This is a genomic window from Mycobacterium sp. AT1, assembly GCF_002043095.1.
In the GTDB taxonomy this organism is placed as follows: domain Bacteria; phylum Actinomycetota; class Actinomycetes; order Mycobacteriales; family Mycobacteriaceae; genus Mycobacterium.
Window position 1 is genome coordinate 18,495 of sequence record NZ_MVOC01000035.1, and the last position, 25,249, is coordinate 43,743.

The window sequence follows — 25,249 nt, forward strand, 5'->3', positions numbered from 1 at the left end:
CGGGGCGATAACGAAGTAGGGTGACCGCTGAGCTGCCCTAGGAGGTCGCACATGCGAGAACTGAAGGTCGTCGGACTCGACTTCAACAACGGTCGGTCTGGCACCCGCATCATCTGCGAGACGGCCGAGGGTACCGAGAAGTTCGTCCTCCGTCCGGACGACCGCCTCCGCGCCGCGTTGAGCGGTGACGCCATGCCAACCCAAGCCGATGCCGAGGTGCCGAACGTGTTGACCCCCAAGGAGATTCAGTCCAGGATCCGCGCGGGCGCATCGGTTGAACAGGTGGCAGGCGCCGCAGGCGAAGACGCCGCCAGGGTCGAACGATTCGCCCACCCGGTGCTGCTCGAACGTTCCCGCGCCGCCGAGCTCGCGACCGCGGCCCACCCGGTGCTGTCCGACGGCCCGGCGGTGCTGACGCTGTTGGAGACCATCACCACGGCGCTGGTGGCGCGCGGACTCGACCCCGACGCCACGTCGTGGGACGCCTGGCGCAACGAGGACGGTCGCTGGACCGTTCAGCTGACGTGGAAGGCGGGCCGTTCGGAGAACACCGCCCACTTCCGCTTCACCCCCGGCGCGCACGGCGGCACCGCAACGGCGTTCGACGACGCCGCGGCCGAGCTCATCGATCCCCACTTCGACCGCCCCGCACTGCGCTCGGTGGCACCCGTTCCCACGCTCGACCTGTCACTTCCCGAGCCAACGCCGGCAACGCCCGAGCCGGTGACCGCTCCGACGCCAGAGCCCGCCAAGACACCGGCCAAGGTACGCACGCGCAAGCGTCGCGCGGAGGTCCCCGGCTGGGAAGACGTCCTGCTTGGTGTGCGGTCGGCGAACCAGCCCTGAGTTAGGCCGCCGCGGCCTGGATCGCCATGCCGATAAGGGCCAGCCACCCGATGGCCACCCCGATTCCGCTGCCGAGCACGAACCATCGCCACACCGGTCGAGCTCGCCACCCCCACACCGTCGGGGCAAGCCCGCCGACGGCCACCAGGTTGAGCCCCACCGCGAGCAGCGGGTTCACCCGGGTCAGCCCGAGGCTCAGGACGACGATCGCGCCCGCCGTCACGGCCGCGACGAATGCCGCAACGGTGAGGCCGGTCCCCCACGGGGTCGCCGTGTCCTCACTCATGGAGCGAGCCTAGCCCGCTCGTAGAAGGCCATCGCCGCAGCGGTGGCCACGTTCAGCGAGTCGGTCCCCCGCGCCATCGGGATTCGCACCCTGACGTCGCTGGCCCGCATCGTCCGCTCGTTCAGCCCAGGCCCCTCGGCGCCAACCAGGATCGCCACCTTCTCGCCCTCCAGCGTCTCCATGGCCGCGGCCAACGTCAGAGCCGCCGGATTGGGCGTCATCGCCAGCACGCGGAAACCGTTGTCCCGCAACACTTCGAGCTCGTTGGGCCACTCGGAGGACCACGCATAGGGCACCAGCAGCGCATGTCCCATCGACACCCGCACCGCCCGGCGGTACAGCGGGTCGGCACATCCCCGACCGAACACGATCGCGTCAACGCCGAGCCCGGCCGCGTTGCGGAACACCGAGCCGAGGTTCTCGTGGTCGTTGACGCCCTCGAGCACCGCGATCGTCCTGGCCCCCTCCAAGATCTGCGGTATCGACAGCTCCACGGGCCGGGGCGCAGCCGCCAACACCCCGCGGTTGAGGTGGAACCCGACGACCGCCGCCATCACCTCGGCATTCGCCAGGTAGAACGGCGCGTCGGTGGTCCGGAGATCGTCGGCCAGCTCGCCAAGCCTGCGCTCGGTGCCCAGAAACGCCCTCGGCACGAAGCGCGACGCCAACATGCGCTGCACCACCAGCACGCCCTCGGCGATGACGAGACCCTTGCCGCTGGGCAGGTCGGGCCTGCGGTCGATGCTGTTGAGATCGCGGAAGTCGTCGAGCCGGGGATCGGCGGGGGCGTCGACGACGACGACGTTGTCTGGGTGGTTCAAGCGCCGCCGTCGTCCACGATCGCGGACATCAGGTCAGCCGCCGCCAGCAAGGTCTTCCGTTCGTCGGGGTGAAGCTGCGCCAACCGCTGCTGGAGCCATTCCTGGCTGGCGCGCCGTTCGACGTCGAGCAGTTCGCGTCCGGACCCCGACACCGACACCAACACCTGACGGCCGTCGTCGGGGTGCGCGCAGCGGTCGACGAAGCCCAACTCGGCCAGCGACGCGATGACCCGCGTCATGGACGGCGGGCGTACCCGCTCACGGATGGCCAGCGCACCGGGCGTGATCGGGCCCTCCTTGTCCAGCGTGGCCAGGGCCGACAGCTGTGACAACGACACCGGGGAATCCGGGCGGCGGAAGCGCAGCTGGCGCGCCAACCGCACCACGGCCAACGAAAGGTCGCTGGCCAGCCGCGCGTCGGGGTCGTTCACGACGCAAACAGTACCGACACCGCTCACGGGAATCGATTAGGTTGTCCGCAATGGACGCAACGCCGCCCGACCCGCAGCCGGTTGCCCCGGCACTGCCCGAGATCCTCCTGCGGCCGTGGCCCGTCATCTACGTGATCGCCGCCGGCTGGCTCGTCGCCGCACTGCTCGCCTTCACCGTGCCCGGCCTGCACGACTGGCGCCCGGTGACCGTGGCCGGTCTCGGGGTGGGGGTGCTCGGTACGTCGATCTTCCTGTGGCAACGTAGCGCCGTCCGCCGCGGCTCCCGTGGCGCGCAGCAAGGACTCGACTGAACTCGACGGAGGAACCTCATGGCACAACCCCTACTGCAGGCACGGATCGACATCGACGCATCGCCTGAGACGGTCTGGGCGCTGGTGTCGGACCTGAGCCTGATGCCCAAGTGGAGCCCTCAGTGCAAACTGATGAAGGCCTTTGGGCCGCTGCGTCCCGGCACCAGGACCGTCAACGTCAACCGCCGCAACTACCTGTTCTGGCCGACGACCAGCCGCATCACCGAGGTCGTCCCAGAACGCAAGCTGGCGTTCCGCGTCAACGAGAACAACACCGTCTGGAGCTACGAACTGGAGCCGACCGCCACCGGCACCCGGCTGACCGAGAGCAGGCACGCCGAGAACGGCGTGAAGCCGGTGTCCAACCTGTTGGTCAACGCCGTGATGGGTGGAGTGCCGAATTTCGAGCTGGAACTGGTCGACGGGATGAACGCATCCCTGAGCCGCATCAAGGCGGCCGCGGAGAGTTAGCCCTCGACCGGCTCGGGCTCGGCGGGCTGGGTGAGATCGATGACGCCGTCGTCGAAGGGCTCGAACATGGGCGAGCCGATCGTGGCCGGCTGCGGCGTGTCGGAATGCGCCCCGCACCCGTACTCGCCGGCGACGACGTGGCCGTCAGCCGACATCTCGTTGGCGCAGACACCGAACAGCGTGCCGAGCGAACCCGCCAGCGACAGGTAGTAGGCACAGTCGCGGCACACCTTGCGGGTGGCGCGAGCCATCGCCGACCCGGGCCCGTAGTCGCCGTCGTTCCAGCGTTCGGCCGCTTCGATGCGGCCCCACTGGCTGAGCACCTGGCGCTTGCCGAAGCCCACCTCGGCCGCCAGCTCGTCGAGTTCCTCGTCGCCCGAGGACATGTAGCCCGGCACCAGGCGCGGGTCGTCGGTCGGGGTGGCCAGCAGATCGCCAGGGCTCAGATCGCCCGGCTGGATGCGTTCCTGCCACGGCACCCACTGCGGCGCCAGCAGCGCCGTCGGGCCGGGGACCAGGACGACTTCGCTGATCGTGGCGTGATCGGCACCCGGATACGCGGCGACGACCACCGCCCACTGCCAGCCCTGGTATCCGGGCATCGCGGCGAGGAATCGGTGCGTCGCGGCGTATGGATCCTCGAAGGCGGCACCGAGGTACTCGCCGACCAAACCCTCTGCCGCGTCGCCGCCCTCGAATTCGACGATCGCCGAGCGCGCAGCGTCGACCGCACCCATGAGCACGGCGGCGAGTTCTGCCGACGGCTCCGGATGTTCGGTCTCGAGGTTCTGGGCGGGTTCGATCATGCTGTCCATCACCCCTAATACTGCCTGACGACCCTGGAGCAAAGCCACACCGGCTGCCCTGCGGGCGGCGGTACCTCCCATGGGGAACAATCAGGGACGTGGATGACTCGCGAGACCCCCGCTACCATCCGCCGCGTCCACCCGGCGGTCATCGCGGTGAGCATCCCGGCATGGCGAACTACCCGAGCAGCCCGTCGAGCCCCCGCCAGCCGAGCGCAAACCGGTGGCTGCCCCCCATTGAGGACCGTCAGCGGCCTCGCGACCACGACGCCTCCGAACCCGGAATCGGGGCGGCCGCAGGCAGACCGCGAGGCGCCGCAGGGCGTGGCCGCGAAATGGGCTCGAAGATGTACGGGCTGTTCCAGAAGGCGGCCACCGCCGACGGCGCGGACAAGTCGGGGTTGACGGCGCTGACCTATCCGGTGATGGCCAACTTCGCCGCCGACTCCGCCATGGCCGTCGCGCTGGCCAACACGTTGTTCTTCGCGGCCGCCTCCGGGGAGAGCAAGAGCAAGGTCGCGCTGTACCTCGTCATCACCATCGCCCCGTTCGCGGTCATCGCACCGTTGATCGGCCCCGCGATCGACCGGCTGCAGCACGGCCGCCGCGTGGCGCTCGCCACCTCGTTCGCCATCCGCACCGCGCTGGCCGTTGTGCTCATCGCCAACTACGACCCCGCCACGGGCAGCTTCCCGCCGTGGGTGCTCTACCCCTGTGCGCTGGGGATGATGGTGCTCTCCAAGTCGTTCAGCGTGTTGCGCAGCGCCGTCACACCCCGCGTCCTGCCCCCCAGCATCGACCTCGTCAGGGTGAACTCCCGCCTGACCATGTTCGGCTTGCTTGGCGGCACCATCCTCGGCGGCGCGGCTGCAGTGGGCGTCGAGTATCTGTTCGGCCTGTTCCGACTGCCCGGGGCGCTGTACGTCATCGTCGCCATCACGGTGGTGGGGGCGGTGCTGTCGATGCGCATCCCGAAGTGGGTCGAGGTCACCGAGGGCGAGGTACCGACCACGCTGAGCTACCACGGGCCCACCGAGCAGTTCGGTCGACCGACCCAGCCCGCCGTCACCGAGAAGACTCGACAACCGTTGGGCCGCAACATCATCACCTCACTGTGGGGCAACTGCACCATCAAGGTGATGGTCGGATTCCTGTTCCTCTACCCAGCCTTCGTCGCCAAGTCTCACGATGCCAGCGGCTGGGAACAGCTGCGCATCCTCGGCCTCATCGGCGCCGCCGCGGGCATCGGCAACTTCGTCGGCAACTTCACCGCGGCCCGCCTCCAACTCGGCAACCCGTCGCGGTTGGTGGTCCGGGCGGCCACCGCGGTCACCGGGATGGCGCTGGCGACCGCCGTGCTCGGAAACCTGTACGTCGCAGCGTTGGCCACCCTGATCACCTCAGGCGCCAGCGCCGTCGCGAAGGCGTCGCTGGACGCCTCGCTGCAGGACGACCTGCCCGAGCAGTCGCGCGCGTCGGCCTTCGGGCGTTCGGAATCACTGTTACAACTCGCGTGGGTCGCGGGAGGAGCCATGGGCGTGCTGATCTACACCGACCTGTGGGTCGGGTTCACCGCGATCACCGCGCTGCTCATCCTCGGACTCGCCCAGACCCTGGTGAGCAACAGCGGTGACTCGCTGATCCCCGGGCTCGGCGGCAACCGGCCGGTGTTCGCCGAGCAGGAGAGTCGCGGCACGGCGTCGGCGGTGCGCGAATGAAGCGCGTCGCCGTCGTCCTCGCGTGCGTGACGCTGGTGGCGTCGCTGCTCACCGGCGTCCTGGTGTGGCAGCTCAGTCGCGCCCCGCATCCGAAGCACCCCGAGATCAGTGCCTACACCCGCGAACAACTGGTGCGGGTGGGCCCCTACCGATACTGCGACGTCTTCGTCATCACCAACTGCGACACCCCGAAGACGGTCGGCACGCTGGTGGTGAACTGGCGAGATCCCATTCAGCTGTCGGTGCCGCCCGCCATTGCCCGGGCGCCGTGGGTGCTGATCCGCGCATACGAGGGCGACGGCGAGCCGGCCGTCTCGGAGTTCCGGCCCAACGCCACGCTTGCGGTCACCATCCCGACCGTCGACCCTCGGCGCGGTCGGTTGACCGGTATCGCGGTTCAGCTGCCAACGCTGGTGCGCGACGCGCAGAACAACGAGTTCCCGTGGCCGCACGCCGAGTGGTCGATCGCCACGGTCTGGCCCTAGCCCGCCGAGTGTTCTGCGGGCACCCGCTCGCCGTCGCGAGTCGGCTCCGGCGGCGTACCGTCACCAAACAGCTTGCCGCCCAGCGCTTCCCGGCCGTGCGGGGTCAACCAGTTCGCCAGGTCCGGCCCCTTCGGAACCACCCTGGTCGGGTTGATGTCGGCGTGCACGACGTAATAGTGCGTCTTGATCTGCGCGAAGTCGACGGTGTCACCGAACCCAGGGGTCTGGAAGAGGTCGCGGGCGTAGGCCCACAACACGGGTAGCTCGGCGAGCTTCTGCCGATTGCACTTGAAGTGCCCGTGGTAGACGGGATCGAACCTGGCGAGGGTGGTGAACAGCCGGACGTCGGCCTCGGTGATGGTGTCGCCCACCAGGAAGCGTTGTCCGGCAAGCCGTTCCGACAGCCAGTCGAGCGCGGTGAACAGACGGTCGTAGGCGCTCTCGTAGGCGTCCTGCGATCCGGCGAACCCACACCGGTACACGCCGTTGTTCACCTCGGTGTAGACGCGTCGTGACACCTCGTCGATCTCCGCCCGCAGCGGTTCCGGGTACAACTGCGGGGCGCCGGGGCGGTGGTACTCGGTCCACTCCGTCGACAGGTCGAGGGTCAGCTGCGGGAAGTCGTTGGTGACGACGGCACCCGTCGGCACGTCCACGATGGCAGGCACCGTGATGCCCTTCGAATAGTCCGGGAACCTGGCGAAGTAGGCATCCTGCAGCCGCGGGATCCGCAGCACCGGGTCCACACCGCCGGGGTCCAGATCGAAGGTCCAGCTGCGCTCGTCATGCGTTGGTCCGCAAAAGCCAATGGACAGAACGTCTTCCAGGCCGAGCAGTCGCCGGACGATGATCGCGCGGTTGGCCCACGGACACGCCCTGGCCACCACCAGTCGGTAGCGGCCGGGTTCCACCGGGTACCCGTCGCGGCCGTCGGCCGTGATGCGGGTCTCGATGTACTTGGTGTCGCGGTTGAAGTCGCCTTCGGGGTTGACGTAGCTCACGGGCACCAGTGTTCCCCACCGAGAGTGAAGACATGCGCGACATCCGGGCCAGAACTCGAGGACGAGTTCACTCTCGCCGCTGCCGATGGAACCGACGGGCACCTCCAATGCGTCGAAACGGTGATGCGACCATTTCTGGGGACCGAAGCGTTGGCGGCCGGCACGGTGAACCGATATCAATTGGCGACGCGGTACACCTCCATGCACCGCAACGTATACATGCCGGCCGGCGGGGAACCGACGGCGAGCGATCGCGCCGTCGCCGCCTGGCTGTGGTCGGGGCGCCAGGCAACGGCCGCGGGCCTCTCAGCCGCGGCCCTGCATGGCTCGAAGTGGATCGACTCTCGACTGCCCGCCGAACTCATCCACACCAGTCGTCATCACACGCAGGGGATCGTGCTGCACGGCGACCGCCTGGCTGATGACGAATCCTGCAGCGCCGGGGGCATCATGGCGACCACACCCGCGCGGACGGCCTTCGACCTTGGCAGGAAACCCGGGCTAACCGAGGCCATCGTCCGGCTCGACGCACTGGTGCAGGCGACGGGCCTCGCGATCCCCGACGTCGCCGTTCTTGCCGACCGCCATGCCGGCGCGCGCGGAATTCGGCAACTGCGACAGGCGATCACCCTCGCCGACGACGGCGCAGAGTCCCCGCAAGAAACCCGCACCCGCCTCGTCCTCACGTCGGCCGGCCTCCGCCCTACGCACACCCAGATCGAGGTCTACGACCCATCCGGCTACTTCGTCGCACGAATCGACATGGGCTGGCGCGAGCACCTGGTCGGCGTCGAATACGACGGCGTTCACCACTGGACCGACCCCCTACAGAGGAGACGCGACATCGATCGCATCGCCGAACTCGAAGCGCTGGGCTGGCGCATCGTCCGCGTGAGTTCCGACATGCTGCACCGTCGCCCGCACGTCGTCGTCGACCGAACCCTCACCGCCCTACGAGCAGCGGGTTACCAGCCGCCGAACGTGAAGTCGTTTGCGTACTTTCGATGAATCGTCGAGCGCGAGTTCACACTCGGCGAACAGGGGTCAGGCGTCGAGCTCCTGGGCAACGGCCTTGACCACCTCGGAGATGCGACGCGCGGTCTTGCGGTCGGGGTACTTGCCCTTGCGCAGCTCCGGCTGAACGGATCCCTCGAGAAGGGTGATCATGTCCTCGACCATCCCGTGCAGCTCGTCGGGGGTGTGCTTGTGTTCGGGTGTCGACGCCTCGCGACGCGCGCGAGCCACGCTGGGGGGCGGTTCGATCACCTTGAGACTCAACGCCTGCGGGCCGCGGCGTCCGGCCGCGATGCCGAACTCGACCTTCTGGCCCGCCTTGAGCTCTTGGACTCCGGCCGGAAGCGCGGAGGACCCCACGTAGACGTCCTCACCTTCCTCCTGGGACACGAAGCCGAAGCCCTTCTCGGCGCTGTACCACTTCACCTTGCCGGTCGGCACTGGTCTCACCCGCTCGTTTCGCAATGAACGCGTCCCACTCGTGCGGGACGCGAATGACATGATCCTACAAGGACGCCACCTGCAGCCGTCACTGCTCGACCACCTGTCGGTAGGCTGGAAGCCACCGCTGGAGGAAACATGCGCTTGATACTGAACGTCATCTGGTTGATCTTCGGCGGCCTCTGGCTGGCACTTGGATACTTCTTGGCCGGAATTCTCTGCTTCATCCTCATCGTCACCATCCCGTTCGGTTTCGCGGCGTTCCGCATCGGGGTCTACGCCCTGTGGCCGTTCGGCCAGACCGTCGTCGACAAGCCAGGAGCGGGCGCCGGCGCCATGATCGGCAACGTGATCTGGGTGGTGCTGTGCGGCATATGGCTGGCGATAGGGCACGTCGTCACCGCGGTCGCCATGGCGATCACGATCATCGGCATCCCCCTCGCAATAGCCAATCTGAAGCTCATCCCGGTGTCGCTGTTTCCCCTCGGCAAGGAGATCGTGCCGACGACGAAGGGCGTGTTCGCGTGACGGGGACGGCCCTGGGCATGCCGTCGGTGCGGCGTGCGGCACCGGTCGGCGCTCCGTCGGACGGCCCGCTGCTCGACACGTTCGGCAGGGCGGCGACCGATCTGCGGGTGTCGCTCACCGACCGTTGCAATCTGCGCTGCACCTATTGCATGCCTGCCGAGGGTCTCGAGTGGCTGCCCGGCGACGATCTGCTGAGCGCCGACGAGCTCTCCCGGCTCCTGACCATCGCCGTCACGCGCCTCGGCATCACCAACGTCCGGTTCACGGGCGGGGAGCCCCTGTTGTCGCGGAACCTCGAGGGGGCCATCGCGGCGGCGACGTCGCTACGGCCGCGCCCGCAGACGGCCGTCACGACCAACGGCATCGGATTGGTCCGCCGCGCGGCCGCGCTCAAGGCCGCCGGCCTGGACCGGGTGAACGTGTCGCTGGACACCGTGAACCCCGAGCACTTCGCCCGCATCACCCGGCGCGACCGCCTCCGTGACGTCCTCGCGGGCCTCGCCGCGGCGGCGGAAGCCGGGTTGTCCCCGGTGAAGGTGAACGCCGTGCTCGATCCCGTGACCGGGCTCGACGACGCCGTCGCACTCCTGCGGTTCTGCCTGGACCACGGCTATCAACTGCGCATCATCGAGCAGATGCCGCTGGACGCCGGGCATCAGTGGCAGCGCGACAAGACGATCGACGCGGACCTCATCCTGAGTACGCTGCGCCGCGAATTCGACCTGGTGCCCGATCCCGCCCCGCGCGGTTCTGCGCCTGCCCAGCTGTGGCGGGTCGACGGCGGTGTGGGCACGGTCGGCGTGATCGCGTCGGTCTCGGACGCGTTCTGCGGTGCGTGCGACCGGACGCGGCTCACCGCCGACGGCCAGGTGCGCAGCTGCCTCTTCTCCCGGGAGGAAACCGACCTGCGGTTGCTGATGCGCCGAGGCGCCGACGACGACGCCGTCGAAGCCGCTTGGCGGGCCGCGATGTGGGCCAAGCCGGCAGGCCACGGGATCAACGAACCCGGCTTCCTCCAGCCGGACCGCCCGATGAGCGCCATCGGCGGCTGACGATGGACGTGAAGGTGCGGTACTTCGCCGCAGCACGGGCAGCCGCTGGGGTGGACGCAGAGACCGTGTCCTTGGCGCCGGGGGGGACGGTCGCCGACCTCGTCGCCGATCTCCGCACACGCAGCGCCACGCTGTCGAAAGTGCTCGACCGGTGTTCGTTCCTGTGCGACGAAATTGCGGTGCGCGACGTCGACAAGCCGCTCCAAACAAACCAGACGGTCGATGTCTTACCGCCCTTCGCGGGCGGATAAGAGTGATATGCGTCACATAACGGAATGATCACAAATTGTCACACGCGCTGTTCACCGCACGGATTCCCTGCGTAAACGTCACGCCGTGCTGCCGTTTTAACGTTCTCACAAGATTTGCTGGGCAGGGAAACGCCGCCACCCGGCGAAGGTGCTGAAAGACGAACTACCCACTACCGTCCTATTCCAAGCCATTCGACCCCCATCGTGGCCCGCCATGCCCAGTTACGCCGAGCTCCATCCGTTGGACATGGTCAAGACCTACCTCAGGGATGGAGGCGGGGGACCCAACCGGTCCACCGAAGAACAAGGACTCGGAATCTCGTGCGGTGCGCGCGATTCCTTGGGGTGAAGCCGAAAGCCGCAAGGCCAAGGCCGGGCAACCTCTCAAGCCCGAACCCGACAGCTGACCTCGTAGGCGTGGACGAGAGGACTTTCTACACCCATGAGTGGACGGCATCGCAAAACCCCCAGTTCGGCAGTAAACGTCGCAAAGATCGCCTTCACCGGCGCCGTGCTCGGCACGGGCGGCCTCGCCCTCGCCGGACACGCAAGTGCCGCGACCGACGGCGAGTGGGACCGAGTCGCCGGTTGTGAATCCGGCGGAAACTGGGCCATCAACACCGGCAACGGCTACCAGGGCGGGCTGCAGTTCTCCCCCGGTACCTGGTCCGGCCACGGAGGCGGCGAGTACGCCCCGGCCGCCCACCTGGCCAGCAAGGACGAGCAGATCGCCGTCGCGGAGCGCGTCCTGGCCACTCAGGGCCGCGGAGCGTGGCCCGTGTGCGGACGCGGACTCTCCAGCGCCACCCCGCGCAACGTCGTCGCCGACGCCGCCCCTCTGGACAACCCCGATCTCGGCGGAGACGTTCCCCCGCCCCCGGCAGATGCCGCCCCGCTCGACGCGCCACTCCCCCCGCCGCCGCCAGTCGACGAACTGCCCCCGCCGCCCCCGGTCGACGCCGCAGCCCCACTCGACGCACCGCTGCCTCCCCCGCCCCCCGCCGAGGAGCTGCCGCCGCCACCTGCGCCGGACCAGGCCGTGACGGTCGCCTTCGACGCGCCGGCACCGCCCCCGCCGGCCGATGCCGCACCGCTGGACGTCCCGCCGCCACCGCCTCCGGTCGACGCCGCACCGCTGGACGTCCCACCGCCTCCGGCCGACGCCGCACCGCTGGACGCACCCATGCCGGTCGACGCCCCCGCGCCGTTGCCTCCCGGCCTCGGCCCGCTGAAACTCGATCAAGCAGTCCCCGCGGTCAGCGTCTCCAATTGGGACGTCGCCCCCGAGGGCGCCGCACCCGCCGGTGAGCCGCAGGCCTGGGCACTGCACGGTGCCCCGCTGCCGCAGGATCCGATGCTGGTCCCCGCGCCGCTGCCCGCTCCGGATGCCGCCGCACCGGCTGCCCCCGACGCGTCGGCACCGGTCGTCGACCCGGCCGCCCCGGCGCCGCTCGCCGCGCCGGCCGCGGACCCGGCGGTACTCCCGCCCAACGGCATTCCGCACCTCGCCAGCCCGGACGCACCGCCGCCAGGGGCGACGATGGATCCCAACGCCGCAGGCCCCGCCGACAGCCCCAACACGAGCTACCTGAAGGACCTCTGGCAAGCGGTCCAGAACCACGACATCAGTGGCAAGGAAGCGCTCATCGTCGGCCTGTCACAGCGCGGCATGAACACGCCGATTCCTGCACAGGCGCCCGGCCCCAACGTGCCGACCGGCCCGGTGCCAGCTCCAGTCGATCCGGCGGCCCTACCTGCTCCCGCTCCCGCCGACCCGGCTCTCCTGATCCCCGCACCGGCTCCGGCTCCGGTCAACTAAGACCGAGGGCTAGGCCGAACCGACCCACTCGTCGGATCCGTCGACGAACAGTTGGTGCTTCCACACGGGCAGGCGAGCCTTGACCGTGTCGACCAACAGCGCGCACGTCTCGAACGCCGCCTTGCGGTGATCGGCGGCGACGGCCGCGACCAGGGCCGCGTCACCGATGTCGAGCGTGCCGACGCGATGGCTCACGGCGATCGCCCGCACGCCCTGGCAGTCCCTGGCGACCTCGGCGGCCACCTCGGCCAGTATCTGGTTCGCCGTCGGGTGCGCGGAGTATTCGAGTCGGGTCACCGACCGGCCACCGTCATGGTCGCGGACGGCTCCGACGAAGCCGACGACGGCCCCTGCCGCCCGGTGCACGACGAGTGCTTCGTGCTCGGCGAGGTCGATCGCCTGGTCGCTCAGTTCGGCCCGCAGCACGATCGCGCTCATCTGGTGTGGTCTCCTCCGTCGAGTTGATCGAGGGCGTGCTCGAGCACGTCGGCCAGCACCCCGAGTCCGTCCTTCACGCCGCCGGGTGATCCCGGCAGGTTGACGATCAATGTGCCGTCGCGCACACCGCAGACCCCGCGGGACAGCACCGAGGTCGGTACGTGCGGTAGGCCGGACCGTCGGATCGCGTCGGCCAGGCCGGGGATTTCGAAGTCGACGATCGCGGCCGTCGCGTCGGCGGTTCCGTCGGTCGGCGAGATGCCGGTGCCGCCTGACGTCAGGATCAGGTCCACCTTTTCGCCGAGGGCGGTCCACAGCGCGCGGGTCACCGCCAGTCCGTCGGCGACCACGTGAGGTGGGGTGACGTCGTATCCGCGAGCCGTCAGCCACGCCACGATGACCGGGCCGGTGCGGTCGTCGTAGACGCCCTTGGCTGCGCGCGTGGACGCGATGATCACGCGTGCCGACCGCGTCATGCCCTCTCCCAGGTGCCCGTCTTGCCGCCGTCCTTGCGCACCACCGCGATGGCGTCGATCGTCGCGGCCGGGTCAACGGCCTTGAGCATGTCGTAGAGCGTGAGGGCTGCGACGCTCACCGCGGTCAGCGCCTCCATCTCCACGCCGGTGCGGTCGGTGGTGCGAACGGTCGCCGTGATCGTGACTTCTGTTGCGCCGATGGCGAATTCGACATCGACGCCGGTGAGCGCCAACTGGTGGCAAAGAGGAATCAGGTCGCTGGTGCGCTTGGCGGCGAGGATCCCGGCGATCCGGGCGGTCGCCAAGGCGTCGCCCTTGGGAAGCCCACCGGTCGCGATCAGCTCGACGACGTCGGCGCGGGTTCGCAGGACTCCCGTCGCGACGGCAGTGCGCCTGGTCGCATCCTTGGCGGTCACGTCGACCATGTGCGCCGCCCCCGATTCGTCGAGGTGCGACAGTCGACCGTGGCGGGCCGTCACGTCTACTTGTTGATGACGGTGACCGGGTGCGTGTACGGCAGGTCTTCGACCGGCAACGGGAACGTCAGTTCGCCGAAGGGCGACAGCGCGCCGGTACGGTCGGCGGCGAGCTCGCTGACTGCGTGGTCACCGTCTGCACTCACGGGCCAGCCGTTGTCGACGTAGTGGTTCTTCTGCGGTTTCTTGTCGGCCACGCCTCACATTGTGGCAGGCGCTGAGCGCGCTGGCGAGACCGGCGTACGCGACGACCTGGCCTACGCTGGTAACCAATGTCCGAATCAGCTCGTGTCGTGCCGTTGGGCGCCTGGCTGGACGAGCTGACCGACGGTGAGCTCGTCCGCCTGTTCGAGTTGCGTCCTGATCTCGCCCAACCCCCGCCCGGCTCCATCTCCGCGCTGGCCGCCAGGGCGCAGGCCAGGCAATCGGTGAAGGCCGCGACCGACGGCCTCGACTTCTTGGCGCTGGCAACGCTGGACGCGCTGCTGGTTCTGCACGCCGACAGTGCCGGCGTGCCCATGGCCGCGCTGACGGAGCTGATCGGCGACCGCGCGAGTCCAGACGACGTGGCGACGGCCCTCGACACCCTTAGAGCGCGCGGGCTGGCGTGGGGCGACGCGGCGATCCGGGTGACGCCGGAGTGCGCGGCTGGCCTTCCGTGGCATCCGGGCCAAGTCACCCTCGAGGCCGACGGACCGGACGCGGCGCGCATCGCCGAACTGGTCGACGAGGTCGACGGACCGCAGCGCGATCTGCTGGAGCGGCTCGTCGACGGGTCACCGATCGGGCGCACGCGCGACGCGGCGAAGGGCACCCCCGCCGACCGGCCGGTTCAGCGGCTGTTGGCCATGGGGCTGTTGCGCCAGGTCGACGAGGACACCGTGATCCTGCCGCGCCTCGTCGGACAGGTGATGCGCGCCGAAGCGCCGGGGCCCACCGGGCTGACGCCACCGAATCCGGCCACGTCGTCGACGTCGGTGGCCGACGTCGACGCGGCCGCGGCCGGGTCCGCGATGGATCTGCTCCGCGAAGTCGACGTCGTGCTCGACGCGCTGTCCGGTGCGCCGATCCCCGAACTCCGCAGCGGCGGCCTCGGGGTCCGCGAACTGAAGCGTCTCGGCAAGACCACCGGGATAGCCGACGACCGGCTCGGCCTCATCCTCGAGGTGGCCTCGGCGGCGGGTTTGATCGCGGCGGGCATACCCGAGCCGGATCCGCTCGACGGTGCCGGGCCGTACTGGGCGCCGACGCTGGCGGCCGACCGCTTCGTCGAATCCCCCAATGCCGTGCGGTGGAACCTGATCGCCTCGGCCTGGCTGGACCTTCCGGCTCGGCCGGGCCTCGTCGGCGAACGCGGTCCCGACGGCAAACCCTATGCGGTGCTGTCGGATTCGCTGTACTCGACGGCGGCGCCGCTGGACCGCCGGCTGCTGCTGGCCACGCTCGCCGACCTGCCTCCCGGCACGGGCGTCGACGCGGCGGGAGCCTCGGCCGCGATGACGTGGCGACGCCCGCGCTGGGCCGCCCGCCTACAGCTCAAACCGATCGCGGACCTCGTCGCCGAAGCCCATGCCGTCGGTGCGATCGGCAGGGGTGCGATCGCCACCCCGAGCCGTCATCTGCTGGCGTCGGAGCCCGAGGACGTCGTCGTCGCGGCGATGACGAAGGTGCTGCCGGCGCCGATCGACCACTTCCTGCTGCAGGCCGACCTGACCGTAGTGGTCCCCGGACCACTGGATCGTGGCTTGGCGGAACAACTTTCGATCGTGGCGAACGTCGAGTCGGCTGGCGCCGCGATGGTGTACCGGATCAGCGAGCAGACCGTCCGTCGCGCCCTCGACACCGGTCTCAGCGCCAGCGAACTGCACGGGATGTTCGCCCGTCACTCGAAAACTCCTGTACCGCAGGGCTTGACGTACCTGATCGACGACGTGGCGCGCCGCCACGGCCAGCTCAGGGTCGGCATGGCGGCATCGTTCGTCCGCTGTGAGGACCCCGCACTGCTGACTCAAGCCATCTCCGCTCCGGCGCTCGAGAAGCTGGACATCCGGGCCTTGGCGCCGACCGTCGCGGTGTCGATGTCGCCGATCAACGATCTGCTCGCCGCCCTGCGGGCCGCGGGCTTCGCGCCCGCCGCGGAGGATTCGTCGGGGACCATCGTCGACGTCAAGTCACGCGGCGCGCGGGTGCCGACTCCCGGCCGCCGCCGTGGCTACCGGCCACCGCAGGGACCGACGGCTCAGACGTTGGGCGCGATCGTCGCGGTGCTGCGGAAGATGACCGGCTCCCCCGCCGACGGCTCCCGCCTCGATCCCGCCGAGGCCATGGCGCAGCTGCACGGCGCAGCGCACCGGAAGGAGTCGGTGGTCATCGGCTACGTCGACCCCGCGGGGGTCGCCACCCAGCGCGTCGTCGCCCCGATCAACGTCAGGGGCGGCCAACTCACCGCCTACGATCCGGCCGCAGGCCGGGTGCGCGACTTCGCGATCCACCGCGTGACGTCGGTCATGTCGGCGGAACCGGGATAATGGGTGGGATGAAGTCAGCAGGAGTGTCGGGATGACCGAGGGCCCATTGATCGTGCAGTCCGACAAGACGGTGCTGCTCGAGGTCGACCACGAGCTTGCGGGCGCGGCTCGGGCGGCCATCGCGCCGTTCGCCGAGCTGGAGCGCGCGCCAGAACACATCCACACCTACCGCATCACGCCGCTGGCGCTGTGGAACGCGCGCGCGGCCGGTCACGACGCCGAGCAGGTCGTCGACGCGCTGGTGTCCTTCTCGCGGTATTCGGTGCCGCAGCCGCTGCTGGTCGACATCGTCGACACGATGGCGCGCTATGGCCGCCTGCAGCTGGTGAAGAGCCCGGTGCACGGGCTGGTGCTGGTCAGCCTGGATCGCGCGGTGCTCGAAGAGGTGCTGCGCAACAAGAAGATCGCCCCCATGCTGGGTGCGCGCATCGATGACGACACCGTCATCGTGCACGCCAGCGACCGCGGGAACATCAAGCAGATACTTCTCAAGATCGGCTGGCCCGCGGAGGATTTGGCTGGCTACGTCGACGGCGAGGCCCACCCCATCGAGCTGGCGCAGGACGGCTGGGTGCTGCGCGACTACCAGCAGATGGCCACCGACTCGTTCTGGGCGGGCGGCTCGGGCGTCGTCGTGCTGCCGTGCGGCGCGGGCAAGACCATCGTCGGCGCCGCAGCGATGGCGAAGGCCGGGGCGACGACGTTGATCCTGGTCACCAACACCGTCGCCGGCAGGCAGTGGAAGCGCGAGCTGATCGCCCGCACCTCGTTGACCGAGGAGGAGATCGGCGAGTACTCCGGCGAGCGCAAGGAGGTGCGCCCCGTCACGATCGCGACCTACCAGGTGATCACGCGGCGTACGAAGGGTGAGTACAAGCACCTCGAGCTGTTCGACAGCCGCGACTGGGGTCTGATCATCTACGACGAGGTGCACCTGCTGCCCGCCCCGGTCTTCCGGATGACGGCCGATCTGCAGTCGCGCCGCCGACTCGGGTTGACCGCAACCCTGATCCGCGAGGACGGCCGCGAGGGTGACGTCTTCAGCCTGATCGGCCCGAAGCGCTACGACGCGCCGTGGAAGGACATCGAGGCCCAAGGCTGGATCGCCCCGGCCGAGTGCATCGAGGTCCGCGTCACGATGACCGAAAACGAGCGGATGATCTACGCGACGGCCGAGCCGGAGGAGCGCTACAAGCTCTGCTCGACGGCGCACACCAAGGTCGCGGTGGTGAAGTCGATCCTGGCCCGCCATCCCGGCGAACCGACGCTGGTGATCGGTGCATACCTCGACCAACTGGAGGAGCTGGGCCGCGAGCTCAACGCACCGGTGATCCAGGGGTCGACGAAGAACTCCGAGCGCGAAGTCCTCTTCGACGCCTTCCGCACGGGTGAGATTCAGACATTGGTGGTGTCCAAGGTCGCCAACTTCTCCATCGACCTCCCCGAAGCCAGTGTCGCGGTGCAGGTTTCGGGCACCTTCGGGTCGCGGCAGGAGGAGGCGCAGCGGTTGGGCCGGCTGCTGCGGCCCAAGGCCGACGGCGGCGGCGCGGTCTTCTACTCCGTGGTGTCGCGCGACAGCCTCGACGCCGAGTACGCCGCGCACCGGCAGCGGTTCCTCGCCGAACAGGGCTACGGGTACGTCATCAAGGACGCGGACGATCTGCTCGGTCCGGCGATATGACGGTGCGTCGGGTGGTACCGAATCTGACCGTCGCCGACGTCGCTGCCGCCCGCAACGCCTACGTCGAGACACTGGGCCTCGCCGAGGTGATGAACCACGGCTGGATCCTCACGCTGGCCGATGACACCGGTCACCAGATCAGTGTCATGACAAAGGATCTCACCGCGCCCGTCAACCCCGACCTCTCCGTGGAGGTCGACGACGTCGACGCTGCCCACGCCGCGGCGGTGTCCGCCGGCCTGACCGTCGTGCACCCGTTGACCGACGAGGAGTGGGGCGTGCGGCGGTTCTTCTTCGAGGATCCGTCGGGCAACGTCGTCAACGTACTGAGCCACCGCTAGCTCAGCGCCGGGATGACCTCTCGCTCGAAGAGCTCGATGCCCGAACGGTCGTAGGCCGCCTCTGGGAAGTAGAGGATCGCGTACTCACAGCCGAGGTCACGCAGTCGAGACAGCCGTTCGATCACCTGCTCTGGGGTGCCGGTGGCCGCGTCGGGTGAGGTGGCGTTGGCGAGCATGGCGTCGACCGCCTCCGGGTTCGCCTTGGTGATCTGGCGTGCCCTGATCCGTTCGACTCGGTCGGCCACGTCGGCCTCCGAAGTGCCGACGACGGCGTTGAAGTTCGCCGACCGGACGATCGAACCGTAGTCGGTCCCGACGGTTGCGCAGTGCTCTTCGAGCACCTTCGACTTGTGCGTGAATCCGTCGGGCTTGGAGGTGAAGTTGGTGTACTGCGCATACTTCGCGGCGATCTTCAACGTCACCTTCTCACCGCCACCGGCAATCCACAGTGGAATCCCGTCCTGCTGCAACGGCTTTGGTGCGACGATCGCGTCGTCCACCTGATAGTGCTTGCCGTCCAAGGTCACTCGGCCGTCACGCCATGCGTCACGCATGATTTGCACGCCCTCGTCGAGGCGAGCCAATCGCACACCGGCAGAGGGGAATCCGTAGCCGTAGGCGCGCCACTCGTGTTCGTACCAGCCACCGCCGATGCCCATCTGTACCCGGCCGCCGGAGATGACGTCCACCGTGGCGGCCACCTTGGCGAGGTACACCGGGTTGCGGTAGCTCATCGCGGTGCACATTTGCCCGAGCTTGATGCGCGTGGTGGTCGCCGCGTACGCCGACATCAAGGACCACGCCTCGTGGGTCGCCTCGTCGGTCGGCACCGGGACGGTGTGGAAGTGGTCGTACACCCAGAGTGAATCCCACGCCCCGCCGTCGGCATGGACGGCGAGGTCACGCATGACCTCCCAGTGCCGTTCCGTGGGAATGTCCACCAGATCGAGTCGCCAACCCTGCGGGATGAAGAGTCCGAAGCGCATGAATCCGACTCTAGGCGGTCTCACCGGTCGACGGTGAGCCGTAGTGTCGTCGGTGGTGCGGCAGGGGTGGGCACGATGTGGGAACGAAGGGAATTGCGATGGATCGCTACGAGCGTCTGGCGAGCGCGTTCGTCGGCTTGGCGGACACCCTGGTCGCCGACTACGACGTCATCGAGCTGGCACAGCAGCTCATCGACAGCACCATGTCGCTGCTGCCGATCAGCGCGGCGGGCATCTTGCTCGGTGACGCCGCTGGTGTGCTGCACGTGTTCGCCTCGAGCAGCGAGCAGAGCCGGTTGTTGGAGCTGCTTCAGGTCGAGGCCGACGTCGGCCCCTGTCTCGACGCCTACCGAACCGGAGAGGCCGTCCACGTGGCGAATCTCGCCGCCAGCTCGGCGACCTGGCCGGAGTTTGCCCAGCGCGCGGCGGAGTACGACTACAAGGCGGTCGTGGCCCTGCCCTTGCGGCTACGCGACGAACGGGTCGGCGCGCTGAACCTGTTCCTCGGGGAGACGGGTCCGATGCAGCAGGCCGACGTCGCCATCGGCCAGGCCTTGGCCGACGTCGCCACGGTCGGCATCCTCCATCAACGGGTCCTTAGCCGATCAGAACTCGTCAATCAGCAACTGCAGACGGCGCTGAACACCCGCTTGATCATCGAGCAGGCCAAGGGCGTGCTCGCCGAACGCGGCTCCGTCGACATGGATCGCGCGTTCAATCTGCTTCGCGCACACGCCCGCAGGACCAATCGCCGTCTCGCCGACCTCTGCCACGAGGTGGTCGACGGTGCTACGACGCGTGACATCCTCGGCCGTTCCGACTAGCCACGATCGAGACGTTTGAGGCCCTTGTCCCGCGGCTAGCCTCACTCATGGCGCTTACCAAGGACGAACGCGAGCAGTTCCTCGCCGAGCCGCACGTGGCCGCATTGTCCGTCTACGCGGGCGACACGCGTGGGCCGCTGACGGTGCCGATCTGGTACCAGTACACCCCGGGCGGCGAGCCGTGGATCTTGACTGGCCCCGGCTCGCACAAGGCCCGCCTCATCGAAGCGAACGGCTTCTTCTCGCTCATGGTGGAGCGCACGGAGCCGACGACGCGGTACGTCGCAGTCGACGGAACCGTCAGCCGCATCGAGCCGGCTACCGACGCGCAGCTGGATGAGATGACCCGGCGCTATCTCAGCGGCGCGGCGGCGGAGGCGTATCTCGAATTCGCCCGCAACGAGCTCGGTGAGAACGTGGCGATCTGGATGAAGCCCGAGCACTGGCTGTCGGCCGACCTGGGCGCCTTCTAGACCCGCACCGAGAATGCACTCAGGGCTGTGAAACCTAAGGTCTCACAGCCCTGAGTGCAATCTGAACGACTAGCTGGTCAGCGACGCCGGCGGCTCGAACCGCTCGCCGTAACGCTCCGCCAGCTCCTTGGCGCGGGCCACGAAGGCGGCCTTGCCGACGCCGTGCGGACCCTCGTAGCCGACGATGAACTGCGCCGAGCCACCGGTCCACGGCGGGAAGCCGATGCCCATGATGGATCCGATGTTGGCGTCCGCGGTGGTCATCAGGACGTTTTCGTCGATGCACTTCTGCGTCTCGAGCGCCTCGGCGAAGAGCATCCGGTCGATCATGTCCTGCAGCGGAAGCTCGGTGGTGCCGGAATTGAAGGCGTCCTTCAGGCCCGACCACAGCCCGACGCGCTTGCCGTCGGCGTACTCGTAGAAGCCTGCACCCTTGAGCCGCGACGGACGTCCGATCTCGATCATCTTCTCCACGACGGCCTCGGCCGGGTGCGCCTCGTACGTGCCGCCGGCTTCCTCGACGCCCTTGCGCGACGCAACCGCGATCTTGTGCATCAGCTCGAGGTTGAGTTCGTCGGACAGCTGCAGCGGCGGTGCCGGGTAGCCGGCCTGCGAACCGGCCTGCTCGATGCTGGCCGGAACCACGCCCTCGCCCAGCATCGCCAACGCCTCGTTGACGAAGGTCCCGATGACGCGGCTGGTGAAGAAGCCACGGCTGTCGTTGACGACGATCGGGGTCTTGCCGATGGCCAGCGTGTAGTCGAACACCCGGGCCAGCGCCTCGTCAGAGGTCTTCTCGCCCTTGATGATCTCCACCAGCGGCATCTTGTCGACCGGTGAGAAGAAGTGGATCCCGATGAAGTCCTCTTGGCGCTTCACTCCGGCCGCGAGACCGGTGATGGGCAGCGTCGAGGTGTTCGACCCCAGCAGCGCGTTGGGCTCGACGATGTCCTCGATCTCCTGGAACACCTTGTGCTTCAACTCAACCGACTCGAAGACGGCCTCGATGACGAAGTCGACGCCGGCGAAGTCGGCGGCGTCGGCCGTCGGGGTGATCCTGGCCAGCAGCGCGTCGCTGCGCTCCTGCGTGGTCTTGCCGCGCTCGAGCGCCTTGGCCTCGATCTTCTCCGAGTAACCCTTACCGCGCTGTGCCGCTTCGAGTTCGACGTCCTTGAGCACGACCTCGAAGCCTGCCTTCGCCGAGACGTAGGCGATGCCCGCACCCATCATGCCGGCGCCGAGCACGCCGATCTTGCGGATCTCCTGCTTGGCGATCCCGTCGGGGCGTGATCCGCCGCCGTTGATGGACTGCAGATCCAGGAAGAACGCCTGGATCATGTTCTTGGAGACCTGGCCGGTGACGAGGTGTGTGAAGTAGCGGCTCTCGATGCGGGTGGCGCTGTCGAAGTCGACCTGCGCACCTTCCACGGCCGCGTCCAGGATGGCGCGCGGGGCCGGCATCGGGGCACCCTTGAGCTGCTTCTTGAGCAGCGCCGGGAACGACGGAAGAATGGCGGCCAGCGCGGGATGCGACGGCGTGCCGCCGGGCATCTTGTAGCCCTTGACGTCCCAGGGCTGGGTGTGCGCCTCGGGGTTGGCCTTGATCCACGACTTGGCGGCAGGCACCAATTCGTCGACGCTGGAGACCAATTCGTCGACCAGTCCGATTTCCTTGGCCTTGCCGGGCTTGAAACGCGTGCCCTGGCTCAGGACCTCCATGAAGGCTTTTTGGATGCCGAACATGCGGACGGTGCGGGCGACGCCGCCACCGCCCGGCAGCAAGCCGAGGGTGACCTCGGGCAGACCGATCACCACGCCCTTGACGTCGGCGACGATGCGGTGGTGGGTGGCCAGCGCGATCTCGAGGCCACCGCCAAGTGCGGCGCCGTTGATGGCGGCGACCACCGGCTTGCCGAGAGTTTCCAGCTTGCGCAGGTCGGCCTTGATGAACTCGACCTCTTCGAACGCCTGGGCGGCGTCGTCCGGACCGATGTTCATCATGCCCTTGAGGTCACCGCCGGCGAAGAAGGTCTTCTTCGCGCTGGCGATCACCACGCCGGTGATCGAATCCTTCTCTGCCACAAGCCGATCCACGGCATTGTGCATGGATTCCTTGTAGTGCTCGTTCATCACGTTGGCCGAACCGGTGGGGTCGTCCAACGTCAGGGTGACGATGCCGTCGGCATCCTTGTCCCACTGAATCGTGTTCTCAGCCATTGCCTTACACCCTCTCGATGATGGTCGCGACACCCATGCCGCCGCCGATGCACAGCGTGATGAGCGCGCGCTTGAGGCCGCGGCGCTCCAGCTCGTCGACCATGGTTCCGGTGATCATGGCGCCGGTGGCGCCCAGCGGGTGGCCCATCGCGATGGCGCCACCGTTGACGTTGAGCTTCTCGTCGGGGATGTTGAGGTCCTTTTGGAACTTCAACACCACCGAGGCGAACGCCTCGTTCAGCTCGAAGAGGTCGATGTCCTCGGTCGACAGGCCGGCGCGGTCGAGCACCTTGCGAGTGGCAGGCGTCGGACCGGTGAGCATGATGACGGGATCGGCGCCGCTGGTGGCGGTGGCCACGATGCGGGCGCGCGGGGTCAGACCCTGCGACTGGCCAGCCTTCTCACTGCCGACGAGCACCAGACCGGCGCCGTCGACGATGCCGGAGCTGTTGCCACCGGTGTGGATGTGGTTGATCTTCTCGACGTAGTGGTACTTCTGCAGCGCCACGTCGTCGAAGCCACCCATGGCGCCGAGTCCTTCGAAGGCGGACTTCAACTTGCCGAGGCTCTCCAGCGTGGTACCCGGTCGCATGTGCTCGTCGTGGTCGAGGATGACCAGTCCGTTCTGGTCCTTGACCGGGACGACGGATTTGGCGAAGTAACCACCCGACCATGCCGCGGCGGCCTTCTCCTGCGACCGCACCGCGTAGGCGTCGACGTCTTCGCGGGAGAAACCCTCGATGGTGGCGATCAGATCGGCACCGATTCCCTGCGGCACGAAGCCGACGCGGTAGTTGGTCTCGGGGTCGCTGGCCCAGGCTCCGCCGTCGGAGCCCATGGGGACGCGGCTCATGGACTCGACGCCGCCGGCGATCACCAGGTCATCCCAGCCGGAGCGCACCTTCTGCGCGGCGATGTTGACGGCCTCGAGGCCTGAGGCGCAGAAGCGGTTGAGCTGGAATCCGCCGGTGGTGTCGGGCAGCTTGGCCACCAGCGCCGCGGTGCGGGCGATGTCGCCGCCCTGGTCGCCGACGGGCGAGACGACACCCAGGATCAGGTCGCTGATCAGGCTTTCGTCGAGATCGGGGTGGCGGGTGCGCAGCTCGTCGATCAGGCCGACGACGAGGTTGACCGGCTTGACTTCGTTGAGAGCGCCGTTGCGTTGTTTGCCACGCGGCGTGCGGATCGCCTCGTAGATGAAGGCTTCTTCGGACATGGTGAATTCCTCTTCTTTGGCTCGGGGAGGCCCAAGTGGTCCAAGAATGCCGAGGATAACAGTCTCTCCCAACCGGCTGGTTGGGAGGTTCCCGGCGAACCGGCCCTCCGCCCAACGCCGAACGTGACGCCACGGCGAGACATCCGAAGATTCTTCGCAGTGGCGTCACGTTGGACGCGAGAGGTCAGGCGGTCTTCACCGCCGCCTCCGCCAGCGTCGGGTAGTCAACGTACCCACCCGGTCCGGGCGCATAGAACGTCGCGACGTCGGGTTCGTTCAGCTCGGCGCCCAAGACCAACCGGTCGATCAGGTCGGGGTTGGCGAGGAAGGCCCGCCCAACCGCGGCGGCGCTGATGACGCCCCACTCGGCGAGTTCCTCGAGCTGGCAGAACCGGGTGTCGACCTCACGGCCGGTGTTGAGCACCAACGGACCCGACCACAGCCCGCGCAGCGCTCCGAAGGCGGGCACGTCGGGATCGATGAGGACGTGCAGGTAGGCGATGTCCAATGGCGCGAGCCGCGTGATCAGCGCCTCGTACGCGGCGACCTCGTCCACCTCGCGCATGTCACCGGCACCGTTGCCCGGCGAGATGCGCAACCCGACCCGGTCGGCGCCGATCTCCGCGGCGACGGCCTCGACGATTTCGGCGGCCAGCCGGGCGCGGTTCTCGGCCGAGCCGCCGTAACGGTCGGTGCGCCGGTTGGTGACGTCGGAGAGGAACTCGTGCAGGAGGTAGCCGTTGGCTCCGTGGATCTCGACGCCGTCCATCCCGGCGTCGACGGCGCGGCGGGCGGCCACCCTGAAGTCCTCGACGATCGGCGCGATCTCGTCGGTCTCCAGGGCGCGTGGCACCGGAAGGGCCTGCTTGCCCGTCGGCGTGTGGGTGGTCACGTCGGCGGCGATGGCCGACGGCGCGACGGGGTGCACGCCGCTGATGTCCGGGTGCCCCATCCGCCCGACGTGCCACAGCTGGATGAACATCTGGCCGCCGGCTTCGTGGACCTCGTCCGCGATCTCCGCCCACTTCGACTCGTGCCGCTCGGTGTAGATGCCAGGCGTGTTCAGGTAGGCGCCGTTGGCGGCCGCCGACACCGCGGTGGCCTCGGAGATGATGAGCCCTGCCGCCGCGCGCTGGGAGTAGTACTGCGCGGCCAGGTCCGACGGGGTTCCGTCGGCCTGCGCCCGGGACCGGGTGAGCGGTGCCATGAACAGCCGGTTGCGCAGGTCGGTGTAGCCGATCCGAACGGGTTGCAGCAGTGCGGCGTCGGCCGGGAGCGCGTAGGTCATGCCGCCGTCAGCGTCGCGCGGGTG

The 25,249-nt window shown here is 68.5% G+C and carries 29 protein-coding genes and 1 riboswitch; of the genes, 15 read left to right on the forward strand and 14 right to left on the reverse strand.

The genetic code is table 11. The annotated features are described in order from the left end of the window. The first annotated feature begins 51 nt into the window (after positions 1-51). Positions 52-846: a septation protein SepH gene (gene sepH / locus B1790_RS15885; RefSeq protein ID WP_079924250.1), complete on the forward strand. Its 795-nt coding sequence runs from the start codon at positions 52-54 to the stop codon at positions 844-846. A 1-nt stretch (position 847) separates the two neighbouring features. Here sepH and B1790_RS15890 read toward each other — a convergent pair whose 3' ends face one another. The 3 genes from B1790_RS15890 to B1790_RS15900 are packed head-to-tail and all read right to left on the reverse strand — an operon-like array spanning position 848 to position 2,384. Continuing rightward, positions 848-1,132: a DUF2537 domain-containing protein gene (locus B1790_RS15890; protein WP_079924252.1), complete on the reverse strand. Its 285-nt coding sequence runs from the start codon at positions 1,130-1,132 to the stop codon at positions 848-850. After that, the gene (locus tag B1790_RS15895) at positions 1,129-1,953 is read right to left on the reverse strand and encodes an RNA methyltransferase (RefSeq protein ID WP_079924253.1); all 825 of its coding nucleotides are present in this window, start codon (positions 1,951-1,953) and stop codon (positions 1,129-1,131) included. The genes B1790_RS15890 and B1790_RS15895 overlap by 4 nt, the downstream gene beginning before the upstream one ends. After that, a complete protein-coding gene (locus tag B1790_RS15900) occupies positions 1,950-2,384 on the reverse strand; it encodes a MarR family winged helix-turn-helix transcriptional regulator (protein ID WP_079924254.1) in 435 nt (144 codons plus the stop codon). The genes B1790_RS15895 and B1790_RS15900 overlap by 4 nt, the downstream gene beginning before the upstream one ends. Before the next feature lie 50 nt (positions 2,385-2,434). On the opposite strand from B1790_RS15900, the gene B1790_RS15905 reads away from it, so the two are divergent. Next, complete coding sequence (locus B1790_RS15905; protein WP_079924255.1) at positions 2,435-2,695, forward strand: DUF2530 domain-containing protein; 261 nt, start codon at positions 2,435-2,437, stop codon at positions 2,693-2,695. A gap of 18 nt (positions 2,696-2,713) precedes the next feature. Then, positions 2,714-3,166: an SRPBCC family protein gene (locus tag B1790_RS15910; RefSeq protein ID WP_079924256.1), complete on the forward strand. Its 453-nt coding sequence runs from the start codon at positions 2,714-2,716 to the stop codon at positions 3,164-3,166. Here the strand turns inward: B1790_RS15910 and B1790_RS15915 are convergent. After that, positions 3,163-3,981: a DUF3027 domain-containing protein gene (locus tag B1790_RS15915; protein ID WP_079924257.1), complete on the reverse strand. Its 819-nt coding sequence runs from the start codon at positions 3,979-3,981 to the stop codon at positions 3,163-3,165. The two genes, B1790_RS15910 and B1790_RS15915, sit on opposite strands and share 4 nt — an antisense overlap. A gap of 161 nt (positions 3,982-4,142) precedes the next feature. Between B1790_RS15915 and B1790_RS15920 the strand changes: the two genes are divergently transcribed. Both B1790_RS15920 and B1790_RS15925 read left to right on the forward strand, forming a co-directional pair. Continuing rightward, positions 4,143-5,690 carry an MFS transporter gene (locus tag B1790_RS15920; RefSeq protein ID WP_079924258.1) on the forward strand — a complete coding sequence of 516 codons (1,548 nt, stop codon included), beginning with the start codon at positions 4,143-4,145 and terminating at the stop codon, positions 5,688-5,690. Further along, positions 5,687-6,175: a DUF2771 domain-containing protein gene (locus tag B1790_RS15925; protein ID WP_079924259.1), complete on the forward strand. Its 489-nt coding sequence runs from the start codon at positions 5,687-5,689 to the stop codon at positions 6,173-6,175. The genes B1790_RS15920 and B1790_RS15925 overlap by 4 nt, the downstream gene beginning before the upstream one ends. Here the strand turns inward: B1790_RS15925 and B1790_RS15930 are convergent. Further along, positions 6,172-7,176, reverse strand: a complete 1,005-nt coding sequence (locus tag B1790_RS15930; protein ID WP_079924414.1) for a glutathione S-transferase family protein — start codon at positions 7,174-7,176, stop codon at positions 6,172-6,174. The genes B1790_RS15925 and B1790_RS15930 overlap by 4 nt on opposite strands. 123 nt (positions 7,177-7,299) lie before the next feature. Between B1790_RS15930 and B1790_RS15935 the strand changes: the two genes are divergently transcribed. Beyond that, positions 7,300-8,184 (forward strand): endonuclease domain-containing protein, encoded by an 885-nt coding sequence (locus B1790_RS15935; protein WP_142271333.1) that lies wholly within the window; start codon positions 7,300-7,302, stop codon positions 8,182-8,184. Positions 8,185-8,220: 36 nt separating this feature from the next. On the opposite strand, the gene B1790_RS15940 is transcribed toward B1790_RS15935, so the two are convergent. Then, entirely contained in the window at positions 8,221-8,631 is a 411-nt protein-coding gene (locus B1790_RS15940) for a cold-shock protein (protein WP_056560091.1), read from the reverse strand. Positions 8,632-8,769: 138 nt separating this feature from the next. Here B1790_RS15940 and B1790_RS15945 point away from each other — a divergent pair, with 138 nt between their 5' ends. From B1790_RS15945 to B1790_RS15960, 4 genes are all read left to right on the forward strand, one after another. Further along, positions 8,770-9,159 (forward strand): YccF domain-containing protein, encoded by a 390-nt coding sequence (locus B1790_RS15945; RefSeq protein WP_056560093.1) that lies wholly within the window; start codon positions 8,770-8,772, stop codon positions 9,157-9,159. After that, the gene (moaA, locus tag B1790_RS15950; RefSeq protein WP_079924260.1) at positions 9,156-10,211 is read left to right on the forward strand and encodes a GTP 3',8-cyclase MoaA; all 1,056 of its coding nucleotides are present in this window, start codon (positions 9,156-9,158) and stop codon (positions 10,209-10,211) included. Before B1790_RS15945 ends, moaA begins: the two co-directional genes overlap by 4 nt. 2 nt (positions 10,212-10,213) lie before the next feature. After that, the gene (locus B1790_RS15955) at positions 10,214-10,462 is read left to right on the forward strand and encodes a MoaD/ThiS family protein (RefSeq protein WP_142271334.1); all 249 of its coding nucleotides are present in this window, start codon (positions 10,214-10,216) and stop codon (positions 10,460-10,462) included. Between the two features lie 245 nt (positions 10,463-10,707). Beyond that, positions 10,708-10,895: riboswitch (cyclic di-AMP (ydaO/yuaA leader) on the forward strand. A 9-nt stretch (positions 10,896-10,904) separates the two neighbouring features. Then, positions 10,905-12,281 (forward strand): transglycosylase family protein, encoded by a 1,377-nt coding sequence (locus B1790_RS15960; RefSeq protein WP_079924261.1) that lies wholly within the window; start codon positions 10,905-10,907, stop codon positions 12,279-12,281. 9 nt (positions 12,282-12,290) lie between these two features. Here the strand turns inward: B1790_RS15960 and B1790_RS15965 are convergent, their stop codons facing one another. The 4 genes from B1790_RS15965 to B1790_RS15980 are packed head-to-tail and all read right to left on the reverse strand — an operon-like array spanning position 12,291 to position 13,868. Beyond that, positions 12,291-12,719, reverse strand: a complete 429-nt coding sequence (locus tag B1790_RS15965) for a molybdenum cofactor biosynthesis protein MoaE (RefSeq protein WP_079924262.1) — start codon at positions 12,717-12,719, stop codon at positions 12,291-12,293. Then, positions 12,716-13,195 (reverse strand): molybdenum cofactor biosynthesis protein B, encoded by a 480-nt coding sequence (locus B1790_RS15970; protein ID WP_079924263.1) that lies wholly within the window; start codon positions 13,193-13,195, stop codon positions 12,716-12,718. Before B1790_RS15970 ends, B1790_RS15965 begins: the two co-directional genes overlap by 4 nt. Next, complete coding sequence (moaC, locus tag B1790_RS15975; RefSeq protein ID WP_079924416.1) at positions 13,192-13,620, reverse strand: cyclic pyranopterin monophosphate synthase MoaC; 429 nt, start codon at positions 13,618-13,620, stop codon at positions 13,192-13,194. Before moaC ends, B1790_RS15970 begins: the two co-directional genes overlap by 4 nt. Before the next feature lie 56 nt (positions 13,621-13,676). Continuing rightward, positions 13,677-13,868, reverse strand: a complete 192-nt coding sequence (locus B1790_RS15980; protein ID WP_079924264.1) for a hypothetical protein — start codon at positions 13,866-13,868, stop codon at positions 13,677-13,679. 75 nt (positions 13,869-13,943) lie between these two features. Between B1790_RS15980 and B1790_RS15985 the strand changes: the two genes are divergently transcribed. The 3 genes from B1790_RS15985 to B1790_RS15995 are packed head-to-tail and all read left to right on the forward strand — an operon-like array spanning position 13,944 to position 18,221. Further along, positions 13,944-16,199, forward strand: a complete 2,256-nt coding sequence (locus B1790_RS15985; protein WP_079924265.1) for a helicase-associated domain-containing protein — start codon at positions 13,944-13,946, stop codon at positions 16,197-16,199. 31 nt (positions 16,200-16,230) lie between these two features. After that, positions 16,231-17,880: a DNA repair helicase XPB gene (locus B1790_RS15990; RefSeq protein WP_079924266.1), complete on the forward strand. Its 1,650-nt coding sequence runs from the start codon at positions 16,231-16,233 to the stop codon at positions 17,878-17,880. Further along, positions 17,877-18,221 carry a VOC family protein gene (locus B1790_RS15995; protein WP_079924267.1) on the forward strand — a complete coding sequence of 115 codons (345 nt, stop codon included), beginning with the start codon at positions 17,877-17,879 and terminating at the stop codon, positions 18,219-18,221. Before B1790_RS15990 ends, B1790_RS15995 begins: the two co-directional genes overlap by 4 nt. Here B1790_RS15995 and B1790_RS16000 read toward each other — a convergent pair. Continuing rightward, on the reverse strand, positions 18,218-19,207 hold the full coding sequence (locus B1790_RS16000; protein ID WP_079924268.1) for an LLM class F420-dependent oxidoreductase: 990 nt from the start codon (positions 19,205-19,207) through the stop codon (positions 18,218-18,220). The genes B1790_RS15995 and B1790_RS16000 overlap by 4 nt on opposite strands. A 98-nt stretch (positions 19,208-19,305) precedes the next feature. On the opposite strand from B1790_RS16000, the gene B1790_RS16005 reads away from it, so the two are divergent. Both B1790_RS16005 and B1790_RS16010 read left to right on the forward strand, forming a co-directional pair. Beyond that, positions 19,306-20,031, forward strand: a complete 726-nt coding sequence (locus tag B1790_RS16005; protein ID WP_079924417.1) for a GAF and ANTAR domain-containing protein — start codon at positions 19,306-19,308, stop codon at positions 20,029-20,031. A 47-nt stretch (positions 20,032-20,078) separates the two neighbouring features. Then, positions 20,079-20,504, forward strand: coding sequence for a pyridoxamine 5'-phosphate oxidase family protein (locus B1790_RS16010; RefSeq protein WP_079924269.1), 426 nt, complete (start codon positions 20,079-20,081; stop codon positions 20,502-20,504). A 69-nt stretch (positions 20,505-20,573) separates the two neighbouring features. On the opposite strand, the gene B1790_RS16015 is transcribed toward B1790_RS16010, so the two are convergent. From B1790_RS16015 to B1790_RS16025, 3 genes are all read right to left on the reverse strand, one after another. Beyond that, positions 20,574-22,721 (reverse strand): 3-hydroxyacyl-CoA dehydrogenase NAD-binding domain-containing protein, encoded by a 2,148-nt coding sequence (locus tag B1790_RS16015; RefSeq protein ID WP_079924270.1) that lies wholly within the window; start codon positions 22,719-22,721, stop codon positions 20,574-20,576. A 4-nt stretch (positions 22,722-22,725) separates the two neighbouring features. Beyond that, positions 22,726-23,937 carry an acetyl-CoA C-acetyltransferase gene (locus tag B1790_RS16020; RefSeq protein WP_079924271.1) on the reverse strand — a complete coding sequence of 404 codons (1,212 nt, stop codon included), beginning with the start codon at positions 23,935-23,937 and terminating at the stop codon, positions 22,726-22,728. 184 nt (positions 23,938-24,121) lie between these two features. Then, positions 24,122-25,225 (reverse strand): alkene reductase, encoded by a 1,104-nt coding sequence (locus B1790_RS16025; protein ID WP_079924272.1) that lies wholly within the window; start codon positions 25,223-25,225, stop codon positions 24,122-24,124. Positions 25,226-25,249 lie beyond the last annotated feature (24 nt).